24 protein-coding genes and 1 pseudogene are annotated in these 25,330 nt (G+C 46.7%); 17 read left to right on the top strand and 8 right to left on the bottom strand.

Translation table 11 applies throughout. The features are described from left to right. Nucleotides 1–72: 72 nt before the first annotated feature. The 5 genes from KXJ80_RS16190 (at nucleotide 73) to KXJ80_RS16170 (ending at nucleotide 4,977) form a co-directional block, all read left to right on the top strand. Nucleotides 73–1,359 carry an acetyl-CoA hydrolase/transferase family protein gene (locus KXJ80_RS16190; RefSeq protein WP_144375614.1) on the top strand — a complete coding sequence of 429 codons (1,287 nt, stop codon included), beginning with the start codon at nucleotides 73–75 and terminating at the stop codon, nucleotides 1,357–1,359. A gap of 337 nt (nucleotides 1,360–1,696) precedes the next feature. Next, the gene (locus KXJ80_RS16185; protein ID WP_256931079.1) at nucleotides 1,697–1,882 is read left to right on the top strand and encodes a hypothetical protein; all 186 of its coding nucleotides are present in this window, start codon (nucleotides 1,697–1,699) and stop codon (nucleotides 1,880–1,882) included. Further along, nucleotides 1,879–2,088 (top strand): hypothetical protein, encoded by a 210-nt coding sequence (locus KXJ80_RS16180; protein ID WP_256931080.1) that lies wholly within the window; start codon nucleotides 1,879–1,881, stop codon nucleotides 2,086–2,088. Before KXJ80_RS16185 ends, KXJ80_RS16180 begins: the two co-directional genes overlap by 4 nt. A 520-nt stretch (nucleotides 2,089–2,608) precedes the next feature. Further along, complete coding sequence (locus tag KXJ80_RS16175) at nucleotides 2,609–2,809, top strand: hypothetical protein (RefSeq protein WP_240292214.1); 201 nt, start codon at nucleotides 2,609–2,611, stop codon at nucleotides 2,807–2,809. A 293-nt stretch (nucleotides 2,810–3,102) separates the two neighbouring features. Next, a complete protein-coding gene (locus KXJ80_RS16170; protein WP_256931081.1) occupies nucleotides 3,103–4,977 on the top strand; it encodes a methyl-accepting chemotaxis protein in 1,875 nt (624 codons plus the stop codon). A gap of 107 nt (nucleotides 4,978–5,084) precedes the next feature. Here the strand turns inward: KXJ80_RS16170 and KXJ80_RS16165 are convergent, their stop codons facing one another. The 3 genes from KXJ80_RS16165 to KXJ80_RS16155 form a co-directional block, all read right to left on the bottom strand. After that, the gene (locus tag KXJ80_RS16165) at nucleotides 5,085–5,573 is read right to left on the bottom strand and encodes a hypothetical protein (RefSeq protein WP_218738313.1); all 489 of its coding nucleotides are present in this window, start codon (nucleotides 5,571–5,573) and stop codon (nucleotides 5,085–5,087) included. Nucleotides 5,574–5,646: 73 nt separating this feature from the next. After that, nucleotides 5,647–6,195 carry a DUF1415 domain-containing protein gene (locus KXJ80_RS16160; protein WP_218738314.1) on the bottom strand — a complete coding sequence of 183 codons (549 nt, stop codon included), beginning with the start codon at nucleotides 6,193–6,195 and terminating at the stop codon, nucleotides 5,647–5,649. Nucleotides 6,196–6,222: 27 nt separating this feature from the next. Continuing rightward, nucleotides 6,223–6,816 (bottom strand): LysE family translocator, encoded by a 594-nt coding sequence (locus tag KXJ80_RS16155; RefSeq protein ID WP_011623319.1) that lies wholly within the window; start codon nucleotides 6,814–6,816, stop codon nucleotides 6,223–6,225. Between the two features lie 317 nt (nucleotides 6,817–7,133). On the opposite strand from KXJ80_RS16155, the gene KXJ80_RS16150 reads away from it, so the two are divergent. Together KXJ80_RS16150 and KXJ80_RS16145 are read left to right on the top strand one after the other, a co-directional pair. Continuing rightward, nucleotides 7,134–7,739, top strand: coding sequence for a DUF4136 domain-containing protein (locus tag KXJ80_RS16150; RefSeq protein ID WP_218738315.1), 606 nt, complete (start codon nucleotides 7,134–7,136; stop codon nucleotides 7,737–7,739). 202 nt (nucleotides 7,740–7,941) lie between these two features. Next, nucleotides 7,942–8,340, top strand: a complete 399-nt coding sequence (locus KXJ80_RS16145) for a VOC family protein (protein WP_218738316.1) — start codon at nucleotides 7,942–7,944, stop codon at nucleotides 8,338–8,340. Between the two features lie 84 nt (nucleotides 8,341–8,424). On the opposite strand, the gene KXJ80_RS16140 is transcribed toward KXJ80_RS16145, so the two are convergent. Continuing rightward, nucleotides 8,425–9,249, bottom strand: a complete 825-nt coding sequence (locus KXJ80_RS16140) for a DUF2797 domain-containing protein (protein WP_037416933.1) — start codon at nucleotides 9,247–9,249, stop codon at nucleotides 8,425–8,427. 290 nt (nucleotides 9,250–9,539) lie between these two features. Between KXJ80_RS16140 and KXJ80_RS16135 the strand changes: the two genes are divergently transcribed. After that, the gene (locus tag KXJ80_RS16135; protein ID WP_037416935.1) at nucleotides 9,540–10,427 is read left to right on the top strand and encodes a DMT family transporter; all 888 of its coding nucleotides are present in this window, start codon (nucleotides 9,540–9,542) and stop codon (nucleotides 10,425–10,427) included. A 61-nt stretch (nucleotides 10,428–10,488) separates the two neighbouring features. Here the strand turns inward: KXJ80_RS16135 and KXJ80_RS16130 are convergent, their stop codons facing one another. Further along, nucleotides 10,489–10,989: a glycine cleavage system transcriptional repressor gene (locus KXJ80_RS16130; RefSeq protein WP_037416937.1), complete on the bottom strand. Its 501-nt coding sequence runs from the start codon at nucleotides 10,987–10,989 to the stop codon at nucleotides 10,489–10,491. 199 nt (nucleotides 10,990–11,188) lie between these two features. On the opposite strand from KXJ80_RS16130, the gene KXJ80_RS16125 reads away from it, so the two are divergent. From KXJ80_RS16125 to KXJ80_RS16105, 5 genes are all read left to right on the top strand, one after another. Then, nucleotides 11,189–13,447 (top strand): ABC transporter permease subunit, encoded by a 2,259-nt coding sequence (locus KXJ80_RS16125; RefSeq protein ID WP_218738317.1) that lies wholly within the window; start codon nucleotides 11,189–11,191, stop codon nucleotides 13,445–13,447. Nucleotides 13,448–13,506: 59 nt separating this feature from the next. Beyond that, on the top strand, nucleotides 13,507–15,165 hold the full coding sequence (gene pstA, locus KXJ80_RS16120; protein ID WP_037416941.1) for a phosphate ABC transporter permease PstA: 1,659 nt from the start codon (nucleotides 13,507–13,509) through the stop codon (nucleotides 15,163–15,165). A gap of 33 nt (nucleotides 15,166–15,198) precedes the next feature. After that, the gene (gene pstB, locus KXJ80_RS16115; protein WP_037416943.1) at nucleotides 15,199–16,017 is read left to right on the top strand and encodes a phosphate ABC transporter ATP-binding protein PstB; all 819 of its coding nucleotides are present in this window, start codon (nucleotides 15,199–15,201) and stop codon (nucleotides 16,015–16,017) included. 128 nt (nucleotides 16,018–16,145) lie between these two features. Beyond that, nucleotides 16,146–16,856, top strand: a complete 711-nt coding sequence (gene phoU / locus KXJ80_RS16110) for a phosphate signaling complex protein PhoU (protein ID WP_099457867.1) — start codon at nucleotides 16,146–16,148, stop codon at nucleotides 16,854–16,856. Nucleotides 16,857–17,389: 533 nt separating this feature from the next. Next, entirely contained in the window at nucleotides 17,390–17,824 is a 435-nt protein-coding gene (locus tag KXJ80_RS16105; RefSeq protein WP_259474465.1) for a hypothetical protein, read from the top strand. A gap of 23 nt (nucleotides 17,825–17,847) precedes the next feature. Here KXJ80_RS16105 and KXJ80_RS16100 read toward each other — a convergent pair. Continuing rightward, nucleotides 17,848–19,071, bottom strand: a pseudogene (locus KXJ80_RS16100) (IS3 family transposase). Nucleotides 19,072–19,125: 54 nt separating this feature from the next. Then, nucleotides 19,126–19,530: a VOC family protein gene (locus tag KXJ80_RS16095; RefSeq protein WP_218738318.1), complete on the bottom strand. Its 405-nt coding sequence runs from the start codon at nucleotides 19,528–19,530 to the stop codon at nucleotides 19,126–19,128. Between the two features lie 161 nt (nucleotides 19,531–19,691). Here KXJ80_RS16095 and KXJ80_RS16090 point away from each other — a divergent pair, with 161 nt between their 5' ends. The 3 genes from KXJ80_RS16090 (at nucleotide 19,692) to KXJ80_RS16080 (ending at nucleotide 23,382) form a co-directional block, all read left to right on the top strand. Next, nucleotides 19,692–20,297, top strand: coding sequence for a DUF502 domain-containing protein (locus KXJ80_RS16090; RefSeq protein WP_011717603.1), 606 nt, complete (start codon nucleotides 19,692–19,694; stop codon nucleotides 20,295–20,297). A 657-nt stretch (nucleotides 20,298–20,954) separates the two neighbouring features. After that, nucleotides 20,955–22,931 (top strand): BCCT family transporter, encoded by a 1,977-nt coding sequence (locus tag KXJ80_RS16085; RefSeq protein WP_218738319.1) that lies wholly within the window; start codon nucleotides 20,955–20,957, stop codon nucleotides 22,929–22,931. Between the two features lie 88 nt (nucleotides 22,932–23,019). Beyond that, nucleotides 23,020–23,382: a YajD family HNH nuclease gene (locus KXJ80_RS16080; protein ID WP_011717601.1), complete on the top strand. Its 363-nt coding sequence runs from the start codon at nucleotides 23,020–23,022 to the stop codon at nucleotides 23,380–23,382. A 26-nt stretch (nucleotides 23,383–23,408) separates the two neighbouring features. Here the strand turns inward: KXJ80_RS16080 and KXJ80_RS16075 are convergent, their stop codons facing one another. Next, complete coding sequence (locus KXJ80_RS16075) at nucleotides 23,409–23,642, bottom strand: DUF1289 domain-containing protein (protein ID WP_218738320.1); 234 nt, start codon at nucleotides 23,640–23,642, stop codon at nucleotides 23,409–23,411. Nucleotides 23,643–23,921: 279 nt separating this feature from the next. Between KXJ80_RS16075 and KXJ80_RS16070 the strand changes: the two genes are divergently transcribed. Further along, the gene (locus tag KXJ80_RS16070) at nucleotides 23,922–25,304 is read left to right on the top strand and encodes a methyltransferase (protein WP_218738321.1); all 1,383 of its coding nucleotides are present in this window, start codon (nucleotides 23,922–23,924) and stop codon (nucleotides 25,302–25,304) included. Nucleotides 25,305–25,330 lie beyond the last annotated feature (26 nt).

Raw genomic sequence — 25,330 nt, 5'->3', positions numbered from 1 at the left:
GCAGCGCGATGCGCATCAACGTTGCATCATACACAAAAGGAATAGAGATTTAGCTTAGCGAAGGAATTCTGTATGCCTGCGATTGTGTGTCAAAGTGCCCTCGAAGCGGTTTCACTGATCCAAAGTGGCGAAACCCTGTGGACCCATTCCATGGGCGCAACTCCAAAAGTCCTATTAGATGCGCTGGCAAAACATGCGCTCACCCTTGAAAATCTCACCTTATTACAGTTACATACCGAAGGTGCTGAATCCTTAAGTCATCCCGATTTACGTGGGCATTTGCGCCATCGCTGTTTTTTCGGTGGGGTGCCTACAAGGCCGTTATTACAAAGTGGCGAGGCCGATTATGTGCCGATTTTCCTCTCTGAAGTGCCTAAACTGTTCCGCAGCGGCGAGCAAAAAATCGATACCGCGATTATCCAAGTGTCGCCGCCGGATAAACATGGCATGTGTTCCTTAGGAATTTCGGTGGAGGCCACTTTAGCCGCCTGCCAAGTGGCGGGTAAAATCATTGCCCATATTAATCCACAAATGCCCCGCACCCACGGCGATGGTTTTATTCATATCGACCGTTTTGCCGCCGTGTATGAGCAAAGCGCCAGTTTACCCATTCATTCGTTTGCCACTGGCGATGCTGTGAGTCTGGCGATAGGGAAAAATGTGGCTGAATTAGTCCGCGATGGTGATTGTTTGCAGATGGGGATTGGCGCGATTCCCGATGCGGTGTTGTCCTGCCTGACCGAGCACAAAGACTTAGGCGTGCATACCGAATTGTTTTCCGACGGGATTTTGCAATTAGTTGAAAAGGGCGTGATTAATAATAGTAAAAAGCGCTTTTACCCCGGAAAACTGGTCACAGGTTTTGCATTAGGTAGCCAGAAGTTATACGACTATGTGGATGATAATCCTGCGGTTATCTTTATGGATATCGAGCAAGTTAACGACACGTCTATTATCCGTAAAAACCCCAATGTAATGGCGATTAACTCGGCGCTGCAGGTCGATCTCACCGGGCAAGTGTGTGCCGATTCCATTGGCACTAAGATTTATTCGGGCGTGGGTGGCCAGATGGACTTTATCCGCGGCGCAGGGCTGTCCGAAGGTGGCCGCTCTGTGATTGCGCTGCCAAGTACGGCCTCTGGAGGTCGGGTTTCTCGCATCGCTAGCGTGTTATCTCCTGGGGCGGGGGTGGTAACTACCCGCGCCCATGTTCATTACATAGTGACCGAATATGGCGCGGCGAATCTTCGTGGCCGCTCGCTACGTGAACGGGCACAGGCCTTGATTAATATCGCCCATCCGGATTTTCGTGAGCAACTTTGCCGCGATGCCTTTGAAGTGTGGGGATTAAGTCTATAGCTTTATCAATCCGTTACTCCTGAGTGCCGAGTTTGCGACTCCGTAGGCTCGGTACGGGGCTAAGCGCCAGCTATTATTCCGATTGTGGGATATTCGACGCCCTCAATGTTTTGCCATGCCCAGGCGATTTAATCTGGTCAGTATGAATCGAATGGTTAAAAATCATTTTTAACTATTTGATAGTTAAGGTCTTAATGGGTTAATAACAGGAAGTTTGTCAATGTTGTACACCTTAGAGGAGACGACCTCACTCTAACAAAGTTTTGTTAAGGCCCTCCAAGACAATCTCTATCCGGCCGAGTTTTATCAACTGCTTAGCCAACCAATACTCTTTATCTTGAGTGAGAGTAGCACTGGGGCGCCAGAGGCGGGTGAAGGTGCGATGGCTATCGGTATCATCCAGTGGTATGTCCCCCTCGAGGATGGCTGTGATCATCCTTTTACGCCGATTTTCACATCTCAAACCGCCGTTGATAAGGCCATCGAATTTATGAAGAGCGAAGGCACTGAGCACCATGGGTGATGACGCTCGATGCCGAGACACTGTTCCAAGTGCTGCTGCAATCGGGAAGCGATATGGCGCTGAACCCTAACAGCAATATGTCGAAATCCTTAGATGCACACGAAGTGCGCTTGATGTTGTCATCGCTGCTCGAGTTGGCTGAACACCTAGGGCGCTCTCGTTATTTGGCTATATCAAGCTCCATGAGTATCTCCATTTCGCGGTAGATCAAAGGGTTACTGTCGAACTATAAAGCCGTCGTGAAAGCTTATCTGCTGGAGTCTTTACGCTTGGATTTTATTAGAAGTACGTCGGACCACGCCTTAAGCCCTGTCATCCATTTACGCGCTAAAAACTCAGAGGATATTAATCGTATCCGCGGGATGTGAAATTGCTTGAGCGTCAACTGAAGCGGGGCAGCTGGCCTATTAAGGTACACCATTTACATAGCAACAGCGTTGAGTCTATCACTACATTTTGCCAAGCCAAGAGTGTGCATTTTTACAGTCGCTCACTGCTGACGAGTATCAAAGGTTGGTTTAAGTGAGGTGTTTTAGGGATAAGAGCGTGGGGTTATCTCTTTGTGTGATGAACGTTCGGACTGCTTAGCAAATAAATCGACCTTAAAAGGCGTAAATCAGTCAATGGATGACATTGAATGAACCGCATATTTAACTCAGCGAGTGTTATCAATAGCTTAAGTTCAATACGGGTGACTGGGAGTATCAATGTGTGAGGACGCTTTATGTGCTTTCAGAGGACGAGTTGCAAGCGATTCAACAGCGCTTACCCGAGGATGACTTTAGTGAGTGGGAAGCCATAGCCATAGTGGGGCAAATACGTTCGATATTTTCTGAATGCCTACAGCTGTTTACTCAGACTGAAGTGTATCAAGCGATACCTAAGACCGATGACTTTATTGCTTTTAGTATCGACAATGATGAATAACTGCCAGATATTTTGTCGCCATTAGTCTTGTTGTGATGATGTAAAGTATTGTTTTAATAAGTATATTTATCTTTTTAATCGAATGCAGTTGCTCTCTACGATTTCTCTTTCTTCTGACTTCCACAATATACTCTCGATTTAAATGTTATACATATAATGTATTTTACCGATTGGTTAACTAGGTCAATAAACGGCCATGGAAAAATTATTACAATTGCATTGGATTTGTTTACTCATCTTTAAAATTGATACGGGGTATTTAAATGGAAGGTTTGCGCCGCCTGCTAGGAAACATGACAGTAACCAATAAGTTAAGGCTTGGTTTTGGGATCTTGTTATTGCTGATATTTATTGTAGCAGCGGCTGGATACAGGGGACTTACCTCAATCGATATCAGTAGTCGTCGGTTAGAGTTTATTGCCAATGTCGATAAAACCTTGCTTGCGGCCAAGGCCGTGCGATTAGAATTTATCGCAAATGGCGATTTAACAAAATTAGATGAACTCCAGAGCTTAATTGAAAATACAAAAAGTGGTTTACAGCAACAATTGTCAGAGTATAGCGATGCCTACGATAGACAGTATCTTCAAGAATCATTAGTGGCGATGGAACGGTATCATCAATCAATAAATCAGTTTAGTGATGTGTTTAAGCATAAACAGGCATTAAAAGTCACAGGTGCTCAAGTGGGAGCAAAGTTGGTTGCCACTTATGCGGAGTTGGTCGATAGAATGACCAACAAGGCCCAAGCGACCCAAAATACTGAATTATTAAAAGATGCCTTAAGTGTTAGCCAGCAAATGACCATGTTACGTTATCACATTCGAGGCTATGTCTATGATGCTAGTGATCTTAATTTAAAAACGGCAAAAGATGCGATTGCCAGATTATCTCAGACTATTGCCACTCTTAAGGGGGAAGATACTGCGCAAGCCATACAGATACTGGATCTGTATGACCAAGATATTGATGCGTTGGTCGATGTTAACCGTGATATGGCTAACCTAACACAGTCGATGGGCGCGGCTGCACAAACATTGATGGTGAATATTCGTGAATTAGTTGACATCCAAAAGCATCAGCGGGCAGACGCGGATGCTCAAGCCAAGGAGGTGGTACTTGGTACATTAATTGTTGCCTTGGTCGTCGGTCCCTTACTGGCTTGGTTAATCAGTGGACAAATTGTTGGGCCACTTAAACAAACCCTTGTTACAGCAAGAAAAATTGCCGAAGGTGATTTAAGTAGCACTATTCACTCAGAGCGTCAGGATGAGATGGGAGAACTATTGCGTGCCATGGATGAAATGAATAGCACCCTTAGGCAAATGTTGGCACAAATAGGTGATAGCGTGGTGCAGTTGGCTTCATCGGCTGAGGTGCTTTCTTCGGTCACAGTACAAAATAGTGTCGGGATGCAAAATCAGCGTAGTGAAACTGACCAAGTCGCTACCGCGATTAATGAAATGGCTGCGACAGTACAAGAGGTCTCAACGAGTGCTGAAAATGTTGCATTAGCCGCTAAAGAGGCGGATCACACCACTGCGGTAGGTAATAAAAAAGTTATCGAAGCGGTTAGCCAAATCGAACTTTTAGCCAAGGAAATAGCGACCACTGCACATGCAATGGAGCGCTTACAATCGGAAAGTGACAGTATTGGTGCCGTCCTTGATGTGATCAAATCAGTCGCACAGCAGACTAATTTACTCGCACTAAATGCGGCCATTGAAGCTGCAAGGGCTGGTGAGGCGGGACGGGGATTTGCAGTGGTGGCCGATGAAGTGCGAAGCCTTGCGAGCCGCACACAATCCTCTACCGAAGAAATTGAAAATATGATTGTTAACTTGCAAAAAGGGACATCGGAGTCGGTACAAATGATGACCAAAAGCCGAACATTGAGTGATGGCGCAGTGTCATTATCCCGCGAAGCCGGTGAGATGTTAGTGGATATTGCCGTTGCGGTTAGCCGTATTCAGGATATGACACATCAAATTGCTGCAGCCTCGGAAGAACAAAGCGCGGTGGCAGAAGATATTAATAAAAGTATCGTGAGAGTGAGGGATATTGCTGAACAAACCGCTGATGGCGCAGCAGAAACAGCAAGCTCCGCCGATAATCTTGCTAGCCTTGGCGTTACGCTAAAAGGATTAGTAACACGTTTTCAGTTATAGGTTCGACTGATCTTATTCGTGAGTATTACTGACTATGACAAACAGGCCGTAGATATCCTTAATGTGATGATTTATAGCATTTAAATTTCTACGGCCTACTTCTTATGTTAGTAGGCCATAATTTCTAGTTGCTCGACGATCTGGTTGCCTTGCTCAAGCCCTACATGATTCACAATCTTCGCTTTAATTAACTCAACATAGTTTGGCTGGATATTGTCGTCATCATCAAAAAGAGCGTCGCCTGCGTCGGAGATTAGTGCTGCTAACGCATTAAAACAGCGAGACATTTGGGCTAAATCGGTAAAAAGTAGGTTGGGCTTCCAACCACATGCGCCATGGCGAGCGAAAAGAATGTGTTCATCCTTTAAATGATAAATTAAGGGATCGCCATAGGAGCTTGCCAGTACTAGCCAATTATCATCCCAAGTAGGCTCCCGCGCTTGGGTGATACCATGCCAGCGATAACCCATTTGAAAATCGATGAGGTCTTCAAATCTTGGAAATTCAAATAGGGCAAAACCGATGTCGAGTTGGCGTGAGTCTGGTATCTCTGCGCTAAAAAAGGGCTTTAATGCTGATGGGATAATCAAGTCCATCGTGATTACATTCCGTTGTCGCAAACATTCAGCTGATTGTTACGCGGTACATGTGTTACCCGCCGTGATTAAGCTATTTCCCCATGCACTCGGCGAGTAATTTAATAAAAAACTCGCTACCTTTACGCTCACAAAATTGAATATTGCGCTCGGGGATTGATTCAGGGTCGTTATAGTTAGCCAGGGCTAACTCCATACTGGCTTCGCGAATAATATGCAGGGTTGGGTAGGGCGCGCGGTTGGTGAAATTGGCCGCCGAGTCTTGGGGTTCATCCTCGAAGCAATAGTCGGGATGAAAATGCGCGAGCTGATACACGCCTTCATAGTCGTTGTCGAATAAGGCGTCATTCGCCATATCAACGAGATCGAGGTAAGTGTAAAAGCCCTCAAAACCCCGCGGCAGAACAAACAGTGTGGTTTCGTGCTCTGGGTGGGCATCTAGATATTGGCATTCTTCAATCAAGGCCTTAAGCACTAGCTTGACTTTGGTTTGTTCAACAACGAGATAGCGAATACTGCCACGCTCCACCTCACGTCTGGCGAAGGGGCAAATATTGTATTTCATGATCACTTTTTTCACCCAGTTATCGGTTTGTTGAGTGATCAGTTCTATCTCATTCATGCTAGTACTTAACTCTTACGGCCAAAATTAGGGGGCGATCATAGGGATGATAGACGCCACAAGCAAGATGGCCATAGTGATATTAAAGATCTTCTGCTGGCGCTCGTTTTTCAAAATACGTTTAAGCGCCACGCCAAACCCAAGCCACACCACGGCGCAGGGAAAGGCCACACATAAAAACACTGTGGCAATGGTGACTACTTGCGGCGTGAGATCCTGTTGCACCGAGGTAAAAGTGGCAATCGCGCCCACCGCCATAATCCAGCCTTTAGGGTTAACCCATTGAAATGCTGCGGCTTGCAAAAAGCTAAAGGGTTTAGCGATGCTCTTGCCCTCCATCTTGCTACTGCTGTTGGCAATTAGCCAAGACAGGTACAGGAGATAAACGATCCCAATCACCTTAATCACTTGGTGGATAATAGGGTAGGCTTGAAATAGGGCACTTAAGCCTAAGCCGATGGCGAGGATCATGGTGGGAAAGCCGAGGCTAATCCCCATCAGATGCGGAATACTGCGTTTAACGCCAAAGTTGACCCCTGAGGTCATCAGCATAATATTGTTAGGCCCAGGAGTGATCCCCGATGAAAAGGCAAACAATGCGATAGCCAGTATTAACTCCATAGATAAATTCCACACCTTTTATTTATTGTCATTTTTGGCATTGTAATAGGGATATTACTCTCGAATTTAAGCGCCGAGGTATTACTATCACTGACGTTGAGCGAGGCATTCTAGCGGGTAAATTGAATCGCGCCTATACGCTGTACGGGCTTTATAAAGTAACAAATCATAACTATGTGGTGCACACTAAGGTTTCTGAGCAATATAAGTGCAGCGGTTGCCGAACGTTGCAATTTAACACTATGATGAATATCGACTTTCAGTCTGAGAAATAGCAACTATCCTTAAGCTGTAAAAATTGCCATAAGGGAAAGAGCATGTATTTACCACAAAAAATAAGACGTGTACTGACAATTGTAAGCTTGAGTTTGCTAGGTCTTACCGCCTGTGTAAGTGTGAACGATGATTCGCAAGCGCTACGAACTACTGTCGTAACTTCGGGGGATTTGAGTCAATTACCGCCGAGTGCCATGACCTATAGTTGGCATCCCACACTACAGAAGATCTTTGTTGACCGCAGGCTCGATCAGCAACAAGTCTTACAACATATGCAGGACACCCTTAAAAAAGTGCTGCTGACAAAAGGTTATCGCTGGGTTGAAGACCCGCAACTGGCGGACTTTCAAGTGGGGTTCGGCATCGCCATGGGCACACAAATGTCGGATGAGCAGATACTTGCCGCCGCAGGCTTAGTGCCGGGCCTGTCGAATCAAGGTGTTGATCTTAAAAAATACGATAAAGGCTCAGTGCTGATTAGCTTTTTTAAGCCAACGGGCATTGCGGGTCAGCCTTATGAGATGGTATGGCGAGTTCTTGGCCAAGGCTTTGCCAATATTAAGGATATGGATGAAGTCAAAGCCCGCTTCGATAGCTCAATCGAGGAAATGCTGCTATTGCTGCCCGCCACCCATGCGGTGCAATAGGGCGGATATTTTGGCGCAGTAATCAGTAAAGTCTTAAGGTGAGTCAGATGCTCGCCTAAAGAGCTAGCTGGAACACGAGTTTAGGATGTCGCAATAATAGACTAGACAATTCAGTTTGCTATTTACTTACCTATCCACAGATGACAGGTATTTTTACCGGACTAGGATGTACGTCCGCAGGGACTTATAAAGGGAGATTATGATGGCACAAAGTATCTTTGTTAATTTGGCGGTTGAAAGTGTTCAACAATCAAGGGCTTTTTATGCTGGTCTAGGGTTTGGTATCAATGAGCAATACAGCAATGAGCAGGCTGCTTGCGTGGTGATCGCGGACAATATTTATGTGATGCTGCTGGCGAAGCCTTTTTTTGCTGGTTTTACCGATAAGATGATTGCCGATGCCCATGCCACGACAGAGGTACTCAATTGCCTAGACTGTGACAGTCGAGAACGTGTCGACCAATTGGTAAAACTTGCTGAACAGCATGGTGGCAAAGCCTATCGTCAAGCACAAGATCAAGGGTTTATGTACGGCCATGCGTTCGAAGATCCCGATGGACATATTTGGGAACTTGTCTATATGGAAGCGCAAGTTGGTTAGTACATTGCCTTTCAAGCCAAGCGTTGCTAAGCCAAGAATAGCGCGCGTTGTGTAGGGCTTCGCCTTAGCACAACGCGGCGCAAGCTAGTTGCTTAAGGATACACTCACTTCATAGGCGGTGAATTTGCGGATATTAATCACGCCCGTATCGAACAGTAAATATTGGCCTTTGATGCCCTGTAAAATTCCGCTGACCACGGCGTCTTTATCAAAATTATGTGAGCTGATTTTTTTGGGGAAAACTTCAATCGGATAATGAATGGTTTGAATGTCTTCCTGCAATCGCTCGATGCTGTAATCGCCTTTTTGCATAGCGATTTCATGCAGTTTAGCTTCGATGTGTGGGATCAGTTCCGCAGCCTTAGCATTCAAATCGATATCATCGGCATGGCCCTTTAACATGGCTTGCCAGTGCGTTTTATCGTTGATGAGCTTGGCTAATTCCACTTCCACTAAACCCGAGATTTGTCGTGTCGATACTTTGAAAATCGGTAAACCTTGAGTCGCACCTTGGTCTATCCAGCGGGTGGGCAATTGTGTGTGGCGGGTGATGCCGACTTTGATGCCTGAGGTATTCGATAGATAAACATAATGCGGCACAAAACAATGGCTTTGTGCCCACTCGGGCTCGCGGCAGGTGCCTTGGTCAAAGTGGCAGGTTTCGGGCTTCATAATGCACATATCGCAGCTGGCGAGCTTTTGCATACACACAAAGCAATGGCCTTGCGAATAGCTTTTTTTGGTCTTTTTGCCACAGTTACAGCAGAAGATGTTACCCGTGTGGGTAAGTGTCAGCGGTTTGCCAATTAAGGGATTCAGTGGCAGTAATTCTTCACCTATCACCAGTTGATACTGTACTTGTTGCGCCTCATCTAAGTGTGCGCGCAGCTTTTTTAGCGTTCCTAACATAGGTGTTCCTAGTTTTTATTGTGTCACTGGGTTGGGTAAGGCTTCCCAGCGCACTTATGCATTCGTCATTGCTTGATGTGCAGTATACAAGATTATCTAGTCGAGTTTAGATAGGAATTTTCGATTGATACTCCAACTTGATTTAAATGTACGGAGGTTAACGGGGGCCAATGAACTGTCAATTAACTCGTGGTGAGTGCGTCAGTTTGTTATTCACTTGTAGGTTATTTTGGACAAGCGTCCAGCATATCGGTAATCTTGTCATCCTTTTTAATCATTGAGACAGTATCTTGCCTGCCAATTTTTTACTCCTGCTCGCCGCTGCCATTTGGGGCTTTGGTTTTGTCGCGCAAACCTTAGGAATGGAGCATTTATCGCCCTTTGCATTCAACGGGCTACGTTTTTTAATTGGTACGCTGTCACTCGTTCCACTGGTGTGGTACTTGGCTCGGCAAGGTAAAATTCATCTCGGTACACCCAAAGATTTTGCCATTGGCTGTGTTGCGGTAGGCGGATTGCTGTTTGCAGGCGCCTCATTGCAACAGGTGGGGCTGCTTTACACCACCGCGGCCAATGCGGGTTTTATCACTGGGCTTTATATCGTGTTAGTGCCGATTTTGGGGCTGGCGCTGAAACATGCTACTGGCGCAAATACATGGTTGGGGTGTGCCGTTGCATTAGTGGGGCTGTATTTTTTAAGTATTAAAGACGGCTTTCATATTGGTTATGGCGATATGCTGCAATTGATTGGCGCGCTGTTTTGGGCGATGCACATTTTGGCGGTAGATCATTTTGCCAAGCGGATTTCGCCAGTGTTACTCGCCATGATGCAATTTTTGGTGTGCGGCGTATTAAGCCTGCTGGTGTCTGCGGCCATTGAGGTCACGACAGTCGATAAGGTGGTCGCCGCCTGGGGCTCACTGGCCTATGCGGGGCTGATTTCAGTGGGTATTGCCTATACTTTGCAGGTGCTGGCGCAAAAGCATGCGCATCCTGCCCATGCGGCAATTATTTTGAGTTTAGAAACTGTGTTTGCGGCCATCGGCGGTATTTTGTTCCTTGGGGAGAGCTTAGGGCTGCGCGCCTTGGTTGGCTGCGGTTTGATGCTGCTCGGTATGCTGATTTCTCAAGTGCCGCTGCGTTATTTGATTAAGTCTCGGCACCAGAACGTCAGCTAAGTCTCTATAAAAAAACGCCGCTGGCAGTGCCCGCGGCGTTTTTTGTTAAAAGTGTTGAAACCTAACGGCTGAGTTTATCCAGCACTAAGTCATCACCGAGGGCGTAGAGGGATTGCATCAGTTGCTCCTCTTGAGCAAGGTCGGTCAAGCCTAAACCTATGGTGGCGCGAAAGAGGGCGATGCCAGTATGGCCAGCGGTTTCAAATTGACTGCTAAATTGCTCGATATTGATACCAAGCGCGGTGATCCGATTGGAGATATCCAGCACTAATCCGGGTCTGTCGTAGGACACTAAACTGTAGGTCAGCCGCTTAATGGGTTTGAGGGCGACTGAGGTTTTAGCATAGGTGAGGGTGAGCCCGTCGATACACTCTAAGGCTTCAATCAGCTCGTCCATTTTCAGGGAAGGTACTTCGAGTAACAAAATGGCGGCAAAAATCCCGTCGATATGGCGCAATTCTGAGTCGAGCCAATTGCCGCCATGGCGACTCACGGCGTGGGCGATTTGCTCTACTAATCCTTTTCTATCAGGTGCTTGAAGCGTGATTAAATATCGTAGCATGGCGACTGACTCCTATTTTTTGTAAAAGGCACCTGTTTTACAACGGGGTGTAACACAACTGTCATCTTTGCGTCATATAATTCAACGCACTTAGAATGAAGGGTGTTGTTATTGCTCAGTTTATGCTCAAACAGTGTAAGCATAGCATTTCGCAATTCCTAGCGAAAAAACTCACAGGCTTTAATAATAGAGGTTCTTAATGGAAAGTCAGGTCATTCAACCTGGTTCTGCGCCGCACAGTATGCTGAAAGGCGGACGTTCAAGTCGCAGGGCATTTAAGGATAAAGCGGCTCAAATTGGGGTCACGATTGGCGGCACTATGGTGTTTGTCGCCTTATTGTTGATCTTCTTCTATTTGTTATACGTGATTAAACCCATTTTCGACAGCGCGGATGTGACTCCAGTAAAAAGCGTGAGTTATCAACATGCTGAAGTCGCGACCCTGATGGTCGGTGCTGATGAGCAAAATGAGGTAATGTATCGCGTAGCCGCCGATGGCCAAGTGGATTTCTACACTGTTGCCGATGGCAGCTTACTCTCCAGTTTTACCCCGCCATTACCTGCTGGTGTGAGCGTAACCAGCGCCGCCATTGCCGCGCCGAGTGAGCAACGTTTTGCCCTAGGTTTGAGTAACGGCCAAGCCTTAATCGTGGGTATTGAGTTTGGGTTAAGCTATCCCAATAATAAACGTCTTATCACGCCAAAACTGCGTTATAGCGCAGGTGAAACGCCGATCACGATTGATGAATCCGGTAGTGCTATCAACCATTTAGCCTTTAGTTTCAGTAGCGATAAAATCTCCTTTGCCTACCAAGATAATAATGGCATTTGGCGTTTAAGCCGTCTTGAAGGTCAAGAAAACATGATGACCGAAGAGATTGAGTGGACAACGACGAGTGCACTGCTCCCAGATGCCCCTAAAAAGGCGGCGCACCAATTAATGACCCCTGATCAACGCCAACTGATGTTGCAGATGGGCAATAAGGTGTTTGTTTACAATATTCGTGACATTGAAAATATCGATTTAATTCAAGTTATCGATGCCGAAAAGGACAAGTCTAAGGTTAATAATATTGCCTTGCTCGCAGGTGCTAGCTCGATTTTAGTGAATTATGACAGCGGTGTGGTGACCCAGTACTTCCAAGTAAATGGTCCAAAAGGCCGTTTATATAAAGAAATTCGTGAGTTTTCGGGCTTACCACCTGTTGCCTCTATGGCTTCTGAGTTTTACCGTAAAAGTTTTGCTGTGGTGAGCCCCGAAGGTGAACTATCACTGCTTTACACCACCAGTGAGCGTGAACTGTTTGATAAAACCTTTGACCTTAAAAATCCGGGAGCCATGGGGTTTAGCCCACGTTCGAATGGCTTAGTCGTCGAGGCGAACAACCAGCTAAATATTTTCCACGTCGAAAACGCTCATCCCGAGGTATCTTGGAGCGCGTTGTGGAATAAGGTGTGGTACGAAGGTTACCCTGAGCCTAAATTTGTGTGGCAATCCACCTCGGGCAGTGATGACTTTGAAGCTAAGCTGAGCTTAATGCCATTGGCCTTTGGCACCATGAAGGCCGCATTTTACGCCATGTTATTTGCAGTACCATTAGCGATTGCAGGCGCGATTTATACCGCTTACTTTATGTCGCCTAAGGTGCGCGGCATTGTTAAGCCAACCATCGAAATCATGGAAGCTTTACCGACGGTTATCTTAGGTTTCCTCGCAGGACTTTGGTTAGCTCCGCTGATTGAAGAACACTTGCCGGGCATCTTAGTGCTGCTGATCTTGCTGCCGACCTCGATTTTGCTTTCAGCCTATTCTTGGAGCAAGTTACCCGGTAAATGGAAACAACGTTTGCCTGAAGTCTATCAGGAGCTGATGCTGATCCCGGTTATCTGCTTTGTGGGTTGGTTCTCCTTTGCCATCAGCCCGATGATTGAAGTGGCATTGTTTGATGGTAACACTCGCCAATTTATCACTAACGAATTAGGCATCACCTTCGACCAACGTAACGCGCTGGTGGTGGGGATCGCCATGGGCTTTGCGGTTATTCCAACCATTTTCTCGATTGCCGAAGATGCGATTTTCTCTGTGCCACGCCATTTATCTAACGGCAGTTTGGCGCTGGGCGCGACGCCTTGGCAGACACTGACTCGGGTGGTCTTACTCACCGCAAGTCCGGGGATTTTCTCGGCGGTGATGATGGGACTTGGCCGCGCTGTGGGTGAAACTATGATCGTACTAATGGCAACGGGTAACACCGCCATTATGGAATGGAGCGTGTTTGAAGGTATGCGGACATTAGCGGCTAACATTGCGGTAGAAATGCCTGAATCGGCAATTGGTAGCTCACATTATCGTGTGCTGTTCCTCGCAGCCTTTGTACTGTTCGTATTCACCTTCTTCTTTAACACCATTGCCGAAGTGGTAAGACAGCGTCTGCGTGACCGCTATAGCTCGCTGTAATGGAGATAAGATAATGATACTAAATACTATTTCGCCAATGACCTTGAGAGGTTTGTGCAATGGGTAAGTGGGTAAAATCAGGCTCGCCATGGATTTGGATGACAGGTGGCGCGGTGAGCATCAGTTTGATTGCAGTATTAGGTTTGTTACTGCTGATTGCATGGCGCGGATTAAGCTTTTTTTGGCCTGCGACGATTTATCAATGGGAACTCGAAGATAGCTCGGGTGTACGGTCAACCTTAATCGGTGAAATCTACGATAGGGAAGAAGTGCCGACCGAGCGCTTAACCGCCGCAGGCCATGTGTTTAAACAGCCACCCGGTGAGTTTGTGACCCGTTATTTAGTCAAGACCGGTAACCGTGAATTTGTGGGCCTAGATTTCCGCTGGATTTTAGCGACGGACATTATTAGCCGTAGTGAGCCAGCTGATGTCGCAATGCTTGAGCGGACGAAAAACGGTAACTTTTACGGTTACCCAGTGGCCGTGATTGAAAACGGTAAACGCTTAGAACTTAAAAACGATGCGCTTGAATCCTCCTTAATGGAACATATTGAGCGCGCAGTCGCACTGTCTGACAAAGCCTTATCACTGCAAAAACAAGATATTGGCTCGATTAACTACAACATCGAAAAACTGCGTTTAAAAGAGCGCCGTTACGAGTTAGATGGTGAGCTGACCGATAGTCGCAAGCAGGAGTTAGCCGCGGCGAAACATTCGCTCGAACAAGACTATAAAGTACTCGAAAAACAGCTGTTTGCCCTGCGTGATGAAGCGGCTCGCGACGCTGTGATTGTACGCGATATGCGCGGTGTTGAGGTGGAACTTAAATTAGACACTGTGCTGGATGTCACCTACGTCAACCACTTAGGCTTGATGGGAAAAATCGGTAAATGGTTTGTCGGGGTTGGCCGTTTCCTGCTGGATGACCCACGCGAAGCCAACACTGAAGGGGGGGTATTCCCTGCAATTTTCGGCACAGTATTTATGGTGATCTTAATGGCCATTATTGTTACGCCATTTGGGGTGATTGCCGCGATTTACCTGCACGAATATGCCAAAAAAGGCCCAATTACTAAGATGATCCGTATTGCGGTAATCAACTTAGCGGGTGTGCCATCGATTGTGTACGGGGTGTTTGGTTTAGGGTTCTTCGTATACATGATGGGCGGCTCGATTGACCAACTGTTTTACGCCGAAGCATTACCATCACCGACCTTTGGTTCGCCAGGGGTGATTTGGTCGGCGCTGACATTAGCGATTCTGACCCTGCCAGTGGTGATTGTATCGACCGAAGAAGGCTTAAGCCGTATTCCGAGTGCTGTGCGTCAAGGTAGTTTGGCACTGGGCGCGACTAAGGCCGAAACCCTGTGGCGGATTGTGATCCCGATGGCAAGCCCTGCGATCATGACGGGTCTGATTTTAGCCGTGGCCCGTGCTGCGGGTGAGGTAGCACCGTTAATGTTGGTGGGTGTAGTGAAATTAGCACCGACATTGCCACTGGACTTAAACTTCCCGTTCGTGCATTTAGAACGTAAATTCATGCACTTAGGGTTCCATATTTATGATGTGGGCTTCCAGAGTCCTAACGTTGAAGCAGCACGTCCTCTGGTATACGCCACCTCCTTCTTGCTGGTAACAGTGATTGTGGCACTGAACTTAACCGCGATTAGTGTGCGTAACCACTTACGTGAAAAATATCGTTCGCTTGAGCATTAATCAGCGATTATCCTGAAAGTATTAGGACTGAATATGATTTCTATAGATTCAACAGCCATGAAAACCAATAACTTTGACTTAGCCAACTTGAGCCAGAACGATACCGCGCTGGAGATCCGCAACTTAGACCTGCGCTATGGCAATAAGCAAGCGCTATTCAATGTGTCGATGAAGATCCCCAAAAAGCAAGTTACGGCGTTTATCGGCCCCAGCGGTTGTGGTAAATCCACCTTATTGCGTTGCATTAACCGCATGAACGATCTGGTGGACAACTGCCATATCGACGGCGAGATTTTGCTGCACGGTCAAAATATTTATGACAAAAAGATCGACGTTGCCGCACTGCGCCGCAACGTAGGTATGGTGTTCCAGCGTCCTAACCCATTCCCTAAGTCGATTTACGAAAACGTGGTTTATGGTCTGCGTCTGCAGGGCATTAACAACCGCCGTGAACTCGACGAAGCGGCCGAGCGTTCGCTACGCGGCGCGGCGATTTGGGATGAAGTGAAAGACCGCCTGCACGATAACGCCTTTGGCTTATCCGGTGGTCAGCAGCAACGTTTGGTGATTGCCCGTGCTATTGCCATTGAGCCAGAAGTATTACTGCTCGACGAACCCACTTCGGCACTCGACCCGATTTCAACCTTAACCATCGAAGAGCTGATAACCGAGCTTAAGACTAAGTACACAGTGGTTATCGTTACCCACAACATGCAACAGGCGGCGCGGGTATCGGACCAAACGGCCTTTATGTATATGGGCGAATTGGTGGAATACGCCGATACCAACACTATTTTCACCACACCGAAAAAACGTAAGACCGAAGATTACATTACCGGCCGTTACGGTTAATCACCTTGCCCTTGGCAGTAGGTGATGTGAGTGATAAGCGATTAACGAAATAAGCCACCGCCTAGAACAGAGTTAAGCATTGCAAACTCCATCTAGGCGTTGATACAGTTGAGTAAAAGGTTGGCAAAATGGAAAATATGAATTTAAACAAACATATCTCTGGGCAATTTAACGCCGAGCTAGAAGATATTCGTAACCGTGTACTCGCTATGGGTGGCTTGGTTGAGCGTCAATTAGAGCAAGCCATCGACGCCTTAAGCACCTTAGATGCCGAATTAGCGCAAAAAGTGATTATGGGTGACCATAAAGTCAATGGAATGGAAGTCTCGATTGACGAAGAATGTACCCGTATTATCGCCAAGCGCCAGCCCGCAGCGAGCGACTTGCGGATGATCATTGCGATTTCAAAATCCATTGCTGATCTTGAGCGTATCGGTGACGCCTGTGTGCGTATTGCCAAGGCAGCATTAGATAAGCGATTGAATAATCAGCAGCCTTTATTAGTCAGTATTGAAAATATGGGCCGCCATGCGACTCGTATGCTCCACGCCACTTTAGATGCATTAGCCCGTATGGATGCAGAGTCTGCATTGGAACTGCACAAGGAAGACGCTAAACTCGACCGTGAATATGAAGGCATTATCCGCCAATTAATGACCTACATGATGGAAGACCCACGCTCAATCCCCGATGTATTAGATGTACTCTGGGCAGCCCGTGCGGTTGAGCGTGTGGGCGATCGTTGTAAAAATATCTGCGAATACATTATTTACTACGTGAAAGGTAAAGACGTCCGCCATACTTCCTACGAAGATATGGAAAAGGATATGAAGAACTAAACGCCTTTTATCACATAGTTTTATCCGTAAACGCTCTGCCTAATCCGCGGAGCGTTTTTGTTTAGATGTTTAACTTAAAGAGGGCACTTGATAGTCGTTGCTGATTCTGATTGGTAGGTGAGACATAGCATTTGTTTAACGATACGGTAGGGTTTCTAAGATTATGAATGAGAGCAATGGTTGTTCTCATGCATCCCTGCATTGCACGACATTCAGGCGTCATGCCTATCAGATGGCGAGCTGACAGTTATGGAAGTTGTTAAAGCAGTCCTTGGATGCTCGCCCAGTCTGATGTCAATGGATTCACAAATGCCGCAATGGCATGGATGTCCTTGCTCTAGTTGTTCAAACCATTTGAGCTAGAACGGGTTGTAGGTAACCTAAAAGTGCATTATGTTTTTGATTTAAAATTGGTGGCCGATTTATTTGGTTTACTGGTACAGGTGATGAAATATTGGGTAGCCTTGCTAAGTCAACGATAGATATGGCTGCTACACAAGCAACACTAAATGAGAATACGGAAAAACTTGAAGATGCAATTAAAGAAATTAAAGACTAAATCAAATATTGCAGGTTTATTTTTAATAATATCCATAACGGCATTTTTTTGGTTTTCATTTATTAATTCTATTTTAATTTCAAATGAAAAAATTGAAGGGGTTCTGTTTGGATATGACTGCAAAATAAATTCTAGGTTTAATAAAAAGTATGATTATGATATTTATATTGAAAATGGAGGACGTTATAGTAGTTTGAACAGTATTGACTGTAAGTCTCTCGATGGTGTATCTTTGATAGTCAGAGGAAAGGAAGTTTTATCCGTATCACAAAATGAAATAGAATTAGTTAGCTATTCAAGTTTGAGTAAAAATCATATGAATAGACTAGCAAGTACTTTGATTGCAGCGCTACTTCTTACAATGTTTTCAATTTGGAGATTCAAAAGCATTTTCGATAACAAAAGCTAAACAGTACAGGCATACTGTTCTGGTCAACCCAAACTGGACACTTTTACTTGAGAATTTTCAAACTCTACAGCTGACAGATCGTCATTAGCAGAATGCAGCCGCTCCAAGTTGTAATATTTCATGTAAGCAATAACATCTTGCTTCATAAACTCCCTTGTTGGTTGATTAACTTTAAAAATCCAATCGTGTTTTAAGCTGTCAAAGAATCGCTCAACAACGGCATTATCCCACGACTGCATGGATGCAGGAGGTAGAGCAACGCAGTAGCAGTTGCCGAACACGCCCCCACATCACCCATGCTGGCTCGGATACCATAGCTCGATAGCAGCCTACCGAATTGCTTACTGGTATATTGCGAGCCTCGGTCACTGTGAAATACCAGCCCTCGCGCTGGTTGTCGCAGGTGTAGGCTTTTATTAATGCCTTAGATATCAAATCTGTGGTCATGCGTTTATCTATGTGCCATCCCACAATCCGGCGTGAATATAAATCCATCACCACTGCTAAATACATCCAGCCTTCACCCATCTTTAAATAGGTCACGTCACCCGTCCAGACCTGATTAGCCGATACCGGATTAAAGTTCATATTTAACAGGTTATCAGCTACTGCATCTGAGAGTTTTCGCTGCGTAGTCACCTTGTAAGCGCGTCGCGGGGTTGCTTTAAGTCGAAGGCGGTGCATAATTTTACGAACGAGATAGCGACCAACCTGGTAGCCTTCCTTGCGCAATTTCTTCACCATTTCACGATTCCCTAAGCTGTCTCGACTTTGCTTAAATAGCTGTTGAACAAGGCGATAAAGCTTCAGTGTTTCAACGCTTATCACGTTTGCAGGGCGTTAATGCCAATCGTAATAACCTGATTTACTTACACTCATTACTCGACATAACAGTGCTACGGGAAACAGGTTGGATTGCCGTTTGATGAAACGAAATTTTACTTCATTTCTTTCGCAAAGAAGGCGCTGGCCTCGGCGTGCCCCTTGGGCATTTTTAGAATTTCTTTCTCCATTCGTAATTATTTGTTTTCTTTACGTAATCGTTTTAGCTCATCACGCTCAGACTCTTCTAAGGTGACACCTTGTTTCAGGGCTTGGTGTTTTTCTTTCCAGTTGTAAAGCAGGCTCGTGCTAACTCCAAGAGACTTTGCCGCATCGGCAACGCTATAACCTTGCTCTAGCACCATCAAGACGGCTTCATCTTTAAATGCCTGCGGATAACTTTTATGTGATTTCTTCACACTCATATAGATCTCTTAATTTATTGACCATACTGTCTCAAAATTAAGTATCCGATGGGATTAGACCAGAACAAGCGCGCAGGCGGGAAGATATTCGGATAATTCCAATAGATTCAAATCGGGATCGCGGATATAGACGGAGTTGATGCGACCTGTGGCACCAGTGCGCAGTACTGGGCCTTCAATAATCGCAACTTCAAGGCTGTTTAAGTGGTTGATCACTTCTTCGATATTGTGGCTGACCACAAAACAGAGATCGGCGCTGCCGGGCGTAGCAAGGTTTGCCTTAGGTTCAAATTCGGCGCCTGCTTGGTGAAGATTGATTTTTTGATCGCCAAAGCTTAATGCGATACGGCCCTGACCAAATACGGACTTTTTCATCCCTAACACGCGTTGATAAAAGTCGACGCTGGCCTCGATATCTTTCACAGTTAACACTAAATGGTCTAGGCGGGTCACGCGCATATTCTTTCCCTCGATGCCGTAGCGGTTTGTTATTGGTTTTCTCTGCGCCTTACCTTACATCAAGTGCTGGTGCAAAAGTGACTCTGTGGTAGCATTTAACGCGCTTTTTAGCGTAAATAATTTATGCCTTTTTTTATCCCATTGGATTTGATGAGATTGTAATGAAGAAAACCTTAGCCCGTGGTTTGATGAACCTGCTGCCGATGGCGTTAAGCCTGTGGTTGTTTTGGTCATTGTTTGTATCGTTAGATGGTTTAGGGATTTTTATTTTAGAGTTGGTAGGGATTAACCAACATTTTGTCGGCGCGGGCTTTATCTTAGTCGTGGCCATAGTGTTTGCCGTGGGCCTGTTGTTTTCGGTGAGTCCTATTGTGTGGCTCTATGGCTGGATTGAACGTCAGCTGATGCGTTTTCCGCTGTTTAAATCTGTCTATGGCAGTATTCGTGATATCGCTTCCTTAATGAACCGTGAGGGCAAACCCAATACTCAGCAAACCGTGTTGGTTAAACAGGCCAATGGCGGGTTTGTGGTGGGCTTTATTATGACGGATACGCCGCCGCAGCCGTTGCTCGATGCGCTGCCTGAGGGAGATTGGGTGCCTGTGTTATTTCAACTCAGTTACCAAATGGCGGGGGTGACTAGCCTAGTCAAACGTGAAGATTTGATTTTAGTCGACTGGTCTTTTGAAGAGGCTATGCGCTTTAATTTAACGGCGGGTATCTCACAAACGCCGGGCGCAGCAACGGTAAAAACTAAAGCTGAATAGAGCTGTTTTGGTTTTTTACGTCAAATAGAGGCATTTTTGTGATACAATCCGATGGCGACTTAATAGGTCGCCATTTTTTATGCTAATTCAGCGGTAGCTGTTTAGCATTATCTTTGTCTCTATTGAGTCAGTTTTCGACAGCATGTGGTCTCTGTTCGAAGGCACTCCAGTAGAGCTTAAGCAAGGCCGAGTCGATATTTGCTACTGGTTATTTGTTACGGGTTAACCGTTAACCGTTAGCCGCTAATCGCGCTTTGCATTCCTCACTCTCGATATCACCGATATCGAACCGCTTATATGCATTATGTCGCCATTGAGGTTGAACCCTGCGATCCGGTCGCATGGTGTCGATGTTCGCTGTCTTTGAGAGTGCGATATGCTCTCAAATGGCATTAGCGGCGGTTTAGCGGTTTATTGAGCCGTTGTTTGCCGCCTTTGCTATTAAGCAAAAGCGTCGAGCAAACGGGGAAGTGGGGAAGCGTTTTCAACATGAGTATGACATCACAAGGTATTGCTGACCGCGAGCCCTTGTCATGGATTATTTATGCATATTTCATCCTGACCACATACTGCTGAGGCTAGGGTTACCTATTATTGTGCTATCTCTTCAACATCGAAGGGATGTTAATAGGGAACTGGCTAGAACAAGGGAGTTTTATGTCTATCAAGTCGAGTATTAATCCACCGGTTTTTTATTCGTCGGTCTTTTTTATCACTTTAATGGTGATGATCTGCGCTATTTGGCCGACCGAGGCCAATCACTTTTTCAAATCCATGCAATCGTGGATAGAAGCGAAAGCGGGCTGGTTATATATCCTTGGCGTGGCGATTTTTCTGATTTTTATCATCTTTGTCATGGTCAGTCGCTTTGGCGATATTAAGCTCGGCCCCGATCATGCCGTGCCCGACTATAGCTATAAGAGCTGGATTGCCATGCTGTTTTCGGCGGGGATGGGGATTGGATTGATGTTCTTCGGCGTTGCCGAACCCGTGATGCATTACTTGGCGCCGCCCGATGCAACGCCTGAGAGTTTGGCCGCAGCCAAAGAAGCGATGAAGATTACGTTCTTCCATTGGGGCATACATGCGTGGGCGATTTACGGGGTGGTTGCCTTGAGTTTGGCCTATTTTGCCTATCGGCATAAGCTGCCCTTGTTACCCCGCAGCGCACTCTATCCCTTAATCGGTGAGCGTATTCATGGTCCGATTGGCCACTGCGTCGATACCTTTGCGGTATTGGGGACAATGTTTGGGGTCGCGACTTCCCTAGGGTTTGGAGTGTTGCAGGTTAACTCGGGGCTAAGCTATTTATTCGAGCAATTGCCTAATAACACCACGGTGCAAGTGTCGCTGATTATTGGCATTACCTTGCTCGCCACTCTGTCGGTATTTTCGGGGCTCGATAAAGGGGTGAAGCGCTTAAGTGAGCTTAACTTAGGCTTGGCCCTTATTCTGCTGCTGATTGTGTTAATTCTTGGCCCAACCGTGATGTTGCTGCAGGCCTTTGTGCAAAATACCGGTAGTTATCTGAGTGATATCGTTAATAAAACCTTTAATCTGTACGCCTATCAGCATAAGGAAGATTGGCTTGGCGGTTGGACACTACTCTACTGGGGCTGGTGGATTTCGTGGTCACCTTTTGTCGGCACCTTCATTGCGCGGGTGAGTCGCGGCCGTACCATACGAGAGTTCTTAGTCGGCATTTTATTTGTGCCTTCGGCGTTGACCTTTTTATGGATGACGGTATTTGGTAACTCGGCCATTGATGCCATTATGAACCAAGGCGCGACCTACCTGAGCGAAGCGGTGAATACCAATGTGCCCGTGGCTCTGTTTGTGTTTTTTGAACATATGCCGTTCCCGCATCTGTTATCGGGCATTGGGATTTGTTTAGTGGTGACCTTTTTTGTGACCTCATCTGACTCGGGATCCTTAGTAATCGACAACCTGACCTCGGGGGGCGATAACAATGCGCCCGTTTGGCAACGGGTGTTTTGGGCATTACTGCAGGGCGTGGTGGCCTCGGTGCTGCTGCTTGCGGGTGGTTTACAGGCGCTCCAAACCGCCGCTATTGCCAGTGCGATGCCATTTTTATGTGTGATGCTGCTGATGTGTTTGGGACTGTATAAGGCGCTGAAGGACGATTGGCTTAAGATCAACAGCGTGCAGCTCCATACCACCAGTGTGCAATACACTAAGACCAATATCAGCTGGGAGGAGCGTATCGAAGTTTTAGTGTCGCATCCTACCGAAGATGAGGCGCGTATCTTCCTCAATAATGTCGCGACACCGGCGTTATCTAAGGTGTGTCAGCAATTTATGAGCAAGGGTCTCACAGCTGACCTTGAGTATCTCGACGGCAAAGTGCGATTGGTGATCAGCAACGAAGCCTATCAACCCTTCGTATACGGTGTGCGGATGCGCTGCTTTGAAATCGTTAATCCCGTCGGTGAAGAGTTAGAGCAGGGCAACAATTGGTATTATCGCGCCGAAGTGTACTTAGAGCAGGGCGGCCAGCACTATGATGTGATGGGCTATACCGAAGAGCAGCTATTGGCGGATGTGGTCACCCAATACGAGAAATACCTGCACTATTTGCACTTGTCCAATGCTGACCAAGGACATGTCGCCTAAAGGCTTTTGACGCTAACAATATTGCCCCAAGGAATAACTCGGATTATCCTTGGGGCACTTTTTTAGGGGTCATCAGTTAGGTGTGAGCATGTCAGCAAATCCAGGCCAGAGTAAGTTAGATCAAGTCTTAGCCCAAGAGCGGGAATACCGCGCCAAACGTGAGGGCGGATACCGCGAACAGGCGCTTAAATTGTATCCTTGGATCTGTGGTCGCTGTACCCGCGAATTTACCTCAAAAAACTTAAGCGAGTTGACGGTTCACCACAGAGATCACAACCACGATAACAACCCATCCGATGGCTCGAATTGGGAATTATTGTGCCTGTATTGCCACGATAATGAGCATTCACGCTTCGAAGAACTGATCCGCTACGGTAGCACCACCGAAACCAAGCAAGCGGCGGCGACCTATAATCCCTTCGCCGATTTAAAGGCGATGATGAAAAAGTAGCGATAAAAGTAAAAGGCCTGAAATTTTCAGGCTTTTTTTGCAAGTCGTGCCTCGGCTTCCAGCCATTTAGCGCGGCTTAGCACCTGTTGATTTTCGTCGCCTTCGAAATGGGCTTTGCGGGCGGGTAGTTGCGCGATAATCGCGGCATGTTCTGCATCGCTGCTATCGCGCCAAGCGACAATCTCATCGATATGGCGAAAACAGCCCATGCAATAATCTTCATCATTTAAGCCGCAGCGGGCGACGCAGGGGGAGATCATACTTTTCCTCTTAACAGGTTTTCGTCATCGGGTTCCATGGGTGAGGCCGCTGCGTTAACTGTTGCTGCGTGAAGGCGTATCTCCCATGCATGCCAGCGAGTAAAACAGGCTGACAAAAATTGTGGCGATACTAGCAGCTTTAGCCGCCATTTGGGCAGCGATATTGAGTAAAATGCACCTTGATATTCGTAAAGGCTTAATGACGGAACTGTTTTCAAACTGACGGCTAAGTCCAATAAAATAGTCAAATGGAACACATCAGAGTAAAGCAAATTCAGCATGGCAATTAAGCTCGATAATCATAAGCAGGCAGGGGATATATCCGACAGTCAGGAGAGGCTCAAGGCGCACTTTATCCAATTGGATAAGCTACTTGAGCAGAGCCGCGCCCTGTGGCAAGTGCGCGCCTTTGAGGCAAAAGCACTGCCTTGGGCGGCACAATTCCCAAGGCTTGCAACCACCCTTTGGGCGCTTGATGATGCCGTGCTCGATACTTTGGATGCCGAGCAATCGGCGTTAGTCGATGCCTTATCTCCCGCACTTAAGCAGGATCTTGCCGCGTTAGGCTTAGACTGGGATCTGTCTTTACTCACATTGTCCTTTGCCGAACTTTCGCAGGGTTCAGATATTGATTCAGATATAGGCTTTGATATTGGCTCTGACATTAGCTCTGACGATATTGAAACAGCTACTTCACCTAGTATTGATCTTACCGAGATGGCTCACTTTAGCGCCCATATAAAAGGCCGTAAGTGGGAGCAGATCACTGCCTTTGTGCAGCATTTGCCCGATGCGGGATTACCCGTGCTCGAGTGGTGTGCGGGCAAAGGGCACTTGGGCCGTTTGATTGCCAAGGCACGTGGTGTGGATGTGTTAAGCCTAGAGTGGCAGGCGATGCTCTGTGAAGAGGGCCAAGCCTTTGCCGATAAATGGCATTTATCACAGCGCTTTATTTGCGCCGATGCTTTCGCTATCAACGATAAAACTAGCGACAATTCCGCTCATCAAACCAATCCTTTTTGCGCTCAGCAACAGGCGGTGGCGCTGCATGCCTGTGGCGATTTGCATGTGCGTTTACTGCAATTGGCCGCCGCGGCGGGCACACCGGCACTGGCGATTTCACCTTGTTGCTACCATTTAATTCAAGCTAATCAATATCAAGGCTTGTCGACACTCGCTAAACACAGCGCGCTGCGTTTAAGTCGCCATGACTTGCAATTACCTTTACAACAGAGCGTGATCGCCAATCCGAAACAACAGGCGCTGCGACATCAGGAAATCGCCTGGCGGCTGGGGTTTGATGCGCTGCAACGAAATTGCCGTGGCATAGATGCTTATTTACCTTTGCCCGCCATAAAGCAAAGCCAGCTGAGCGGCGAGTTTGCCGAGTTTTGCCATTGGGCGGCGGCGCAAAAGGCGGTTATTTTAGCCGCAGATTGTGATTTTGACGCTTGGCTCGAGATTGGCAAACAGCGACAAAGGTTAACCCGGCGCATCGATTTGGCCGCGCATTTATTCCGCCGTGCGCTGGAGCTATGGTTAATTCTCGATCGCTGCTGTTTTTTGCTGGAAAGTGGCTATCGGGTAACCCTGAGGGAATTTTGTGCAACCAGCGTGACGCCGCGAAATGCGCTGATTTTGGCGCAAAAATCGAGCGATTGAAAAATAATTTGAATGATGAGGCCATA

The organism is Shewanella xiamenensis (assembly GCF_024971755.1).
In the GTDB taxonomy this organism is placed as follows: Bacteria; Pseudomonadota; Gammaproteobacteria; order Enterobacterales; family Shewanellaceae; genus Shewanella; species Shewanella xiamenensis.
Note: the sequence above shows the minus strand (reverse complement) of the source record. Positions and strands in the feature narration are given on the sequence as shown.

Excerpts from the sequence above, each read along its gene's own strand:
- KXJ80_RS16190 (WP_144375614.1), top strand. The coding sequence starts at position 73 with ATGCCTGCGATTGTGTGTCAAAGTGCCCTCGAAGCGGTTTCACTGATC.
- KXJ80_RS16170 (WP_256931081.1), top strand. The coding sequence starts at position 3,103 with ATGACAGTAACCAATAAGTTAAGGCTTGGTTTTGGGATCTTGTTATTG.
- KXJ80_RS16165 (WP_218738313.1), bottom strand. The coding sequence starts at position 5,573 with ATGGACTTGATTATCCCATCAGCATTAAAGCCCTTTTTTAGCGCAGAG.
- KXJ80_RS16160 (WP_218738314.1), bottom strand. The coding sequence starts at position 6,195 with ATGAATGAGATAGAACTGATCACTCAACAAACCGATAACTGGGTGAAA.
- KXJ80_RS16155 (WP_011623319.1), bottom strand. The coding sequence starts at position 6,816 with ATGGAGTTAATACTGGCTATCGCATTGTTTGCCTTTTCATCGGGGATC.
- KXJ80_RS16150 (WP_218738315.1), top strand. The coding sequence starts at position 7,134 with ATGTATTTACCACAAAAAATAAGACGTGTACTGACAATTGTAAGCTTG.
- KXJ80_RS16145 (WP_218738316.1), top strand. The coding sequence starts at position 7,942 with ATGGCACAAAGTATCTTTGTTAATTTGGCGGTTGAAAGTGTTCAACAA.
- KXJ80_RS16140 (WP_037416933.1), bottom strand. The coding sequence starts at position 9,249 with ATGTTAGGAACGCTAAAAAAGCTGCGCGCACACTTAGATGAGGCGCAA.
- KXJ80_RS16130 (WP_037416937.1), bottom strand. The coding sequence starts at position 10,989 with ATGCTACGATATTTAATCACGCTTCAAGCACCTGATAGAAAAGGATTA.
- KXJ80_RS16125 (WP_218738317.1), top strand. The coding sequence starts at position 11,189 with ATGGAAAGTCAGGTCATTCAACCTGGTTCTGCGCCGCACAGTATGCTG.
- pstA (WP_037416941.1), top strand. The coding sequence starts at position 13,507 with ATGGGTAAGTGGGTAAAATCAGGCTCGCCATGGATTTGGATGACAGGT.
- pstB (WP_037416943.1), top strand. The coding sequence starts at position 15,199 with ATGATTTCTATAGATTCAACAGCCATGAAAACCAATAACTTTGACTTA.
- phoU (WP_099457867.1), top strand. The coding sequence starts at position 16,146 with ATGGAAAATATGAATTTAAACAAACATATCTCTGGGCAATTTAACGCC.
- KXJ80_RS16105 (WP_259474465.1), top strand. The coding sequence starts at position 17,390 with ATGCAATTAAAGAAATTAAAGACTAAATCAAATATTGCAGGTTTATTT.
- KXJ80_RS16095 (WP_218738318.1), bottom strand. The coding sequence starts at position 19,530 with ATGCGCGTGACCCGCCTAGACCATTTAGTGTTAACTGTGAAAGATATC.
- KXJ80_RS16090 (WP_011717603.1), top strand. The coding sequence starts at position 19,692 with ATGAAGAAAACCTTAGCCCGTGGTTTGATGAACCTGCTGCCGATGGCG.
- KXJ80_RS16085 (WP_218738319.1), top strand. The coding sequence starts at position 20,955 with ATGTCTATCAAGTCGAGTATTAATCCACCGGTTTTTTATTCGTCGGTC.
- KXJ80_RS16080 (WP_011717601.1), top strand. The coding sequence starts at position 23,020 with ATGTCAGCAAATCCAGGCCAGAGTAAGTTAGATCAAGTCTTAGCCCAA.
- KXJ80_RS16075 (WP_218738320.1), bottom strand. The coding sequence starts at position 23,642 with ATGATCTCCCCCTGCGTCGCCCGCTGCGGCTTAAATGATGAAGATTAT.
- KXJ80_RS16070 (WP_218738321.1), top strand. The coding sequence starts at position 23,922 with ATGGCAATTAAGCTCGATAATCATAAGCAGGCAGGGGATATATCCGAC.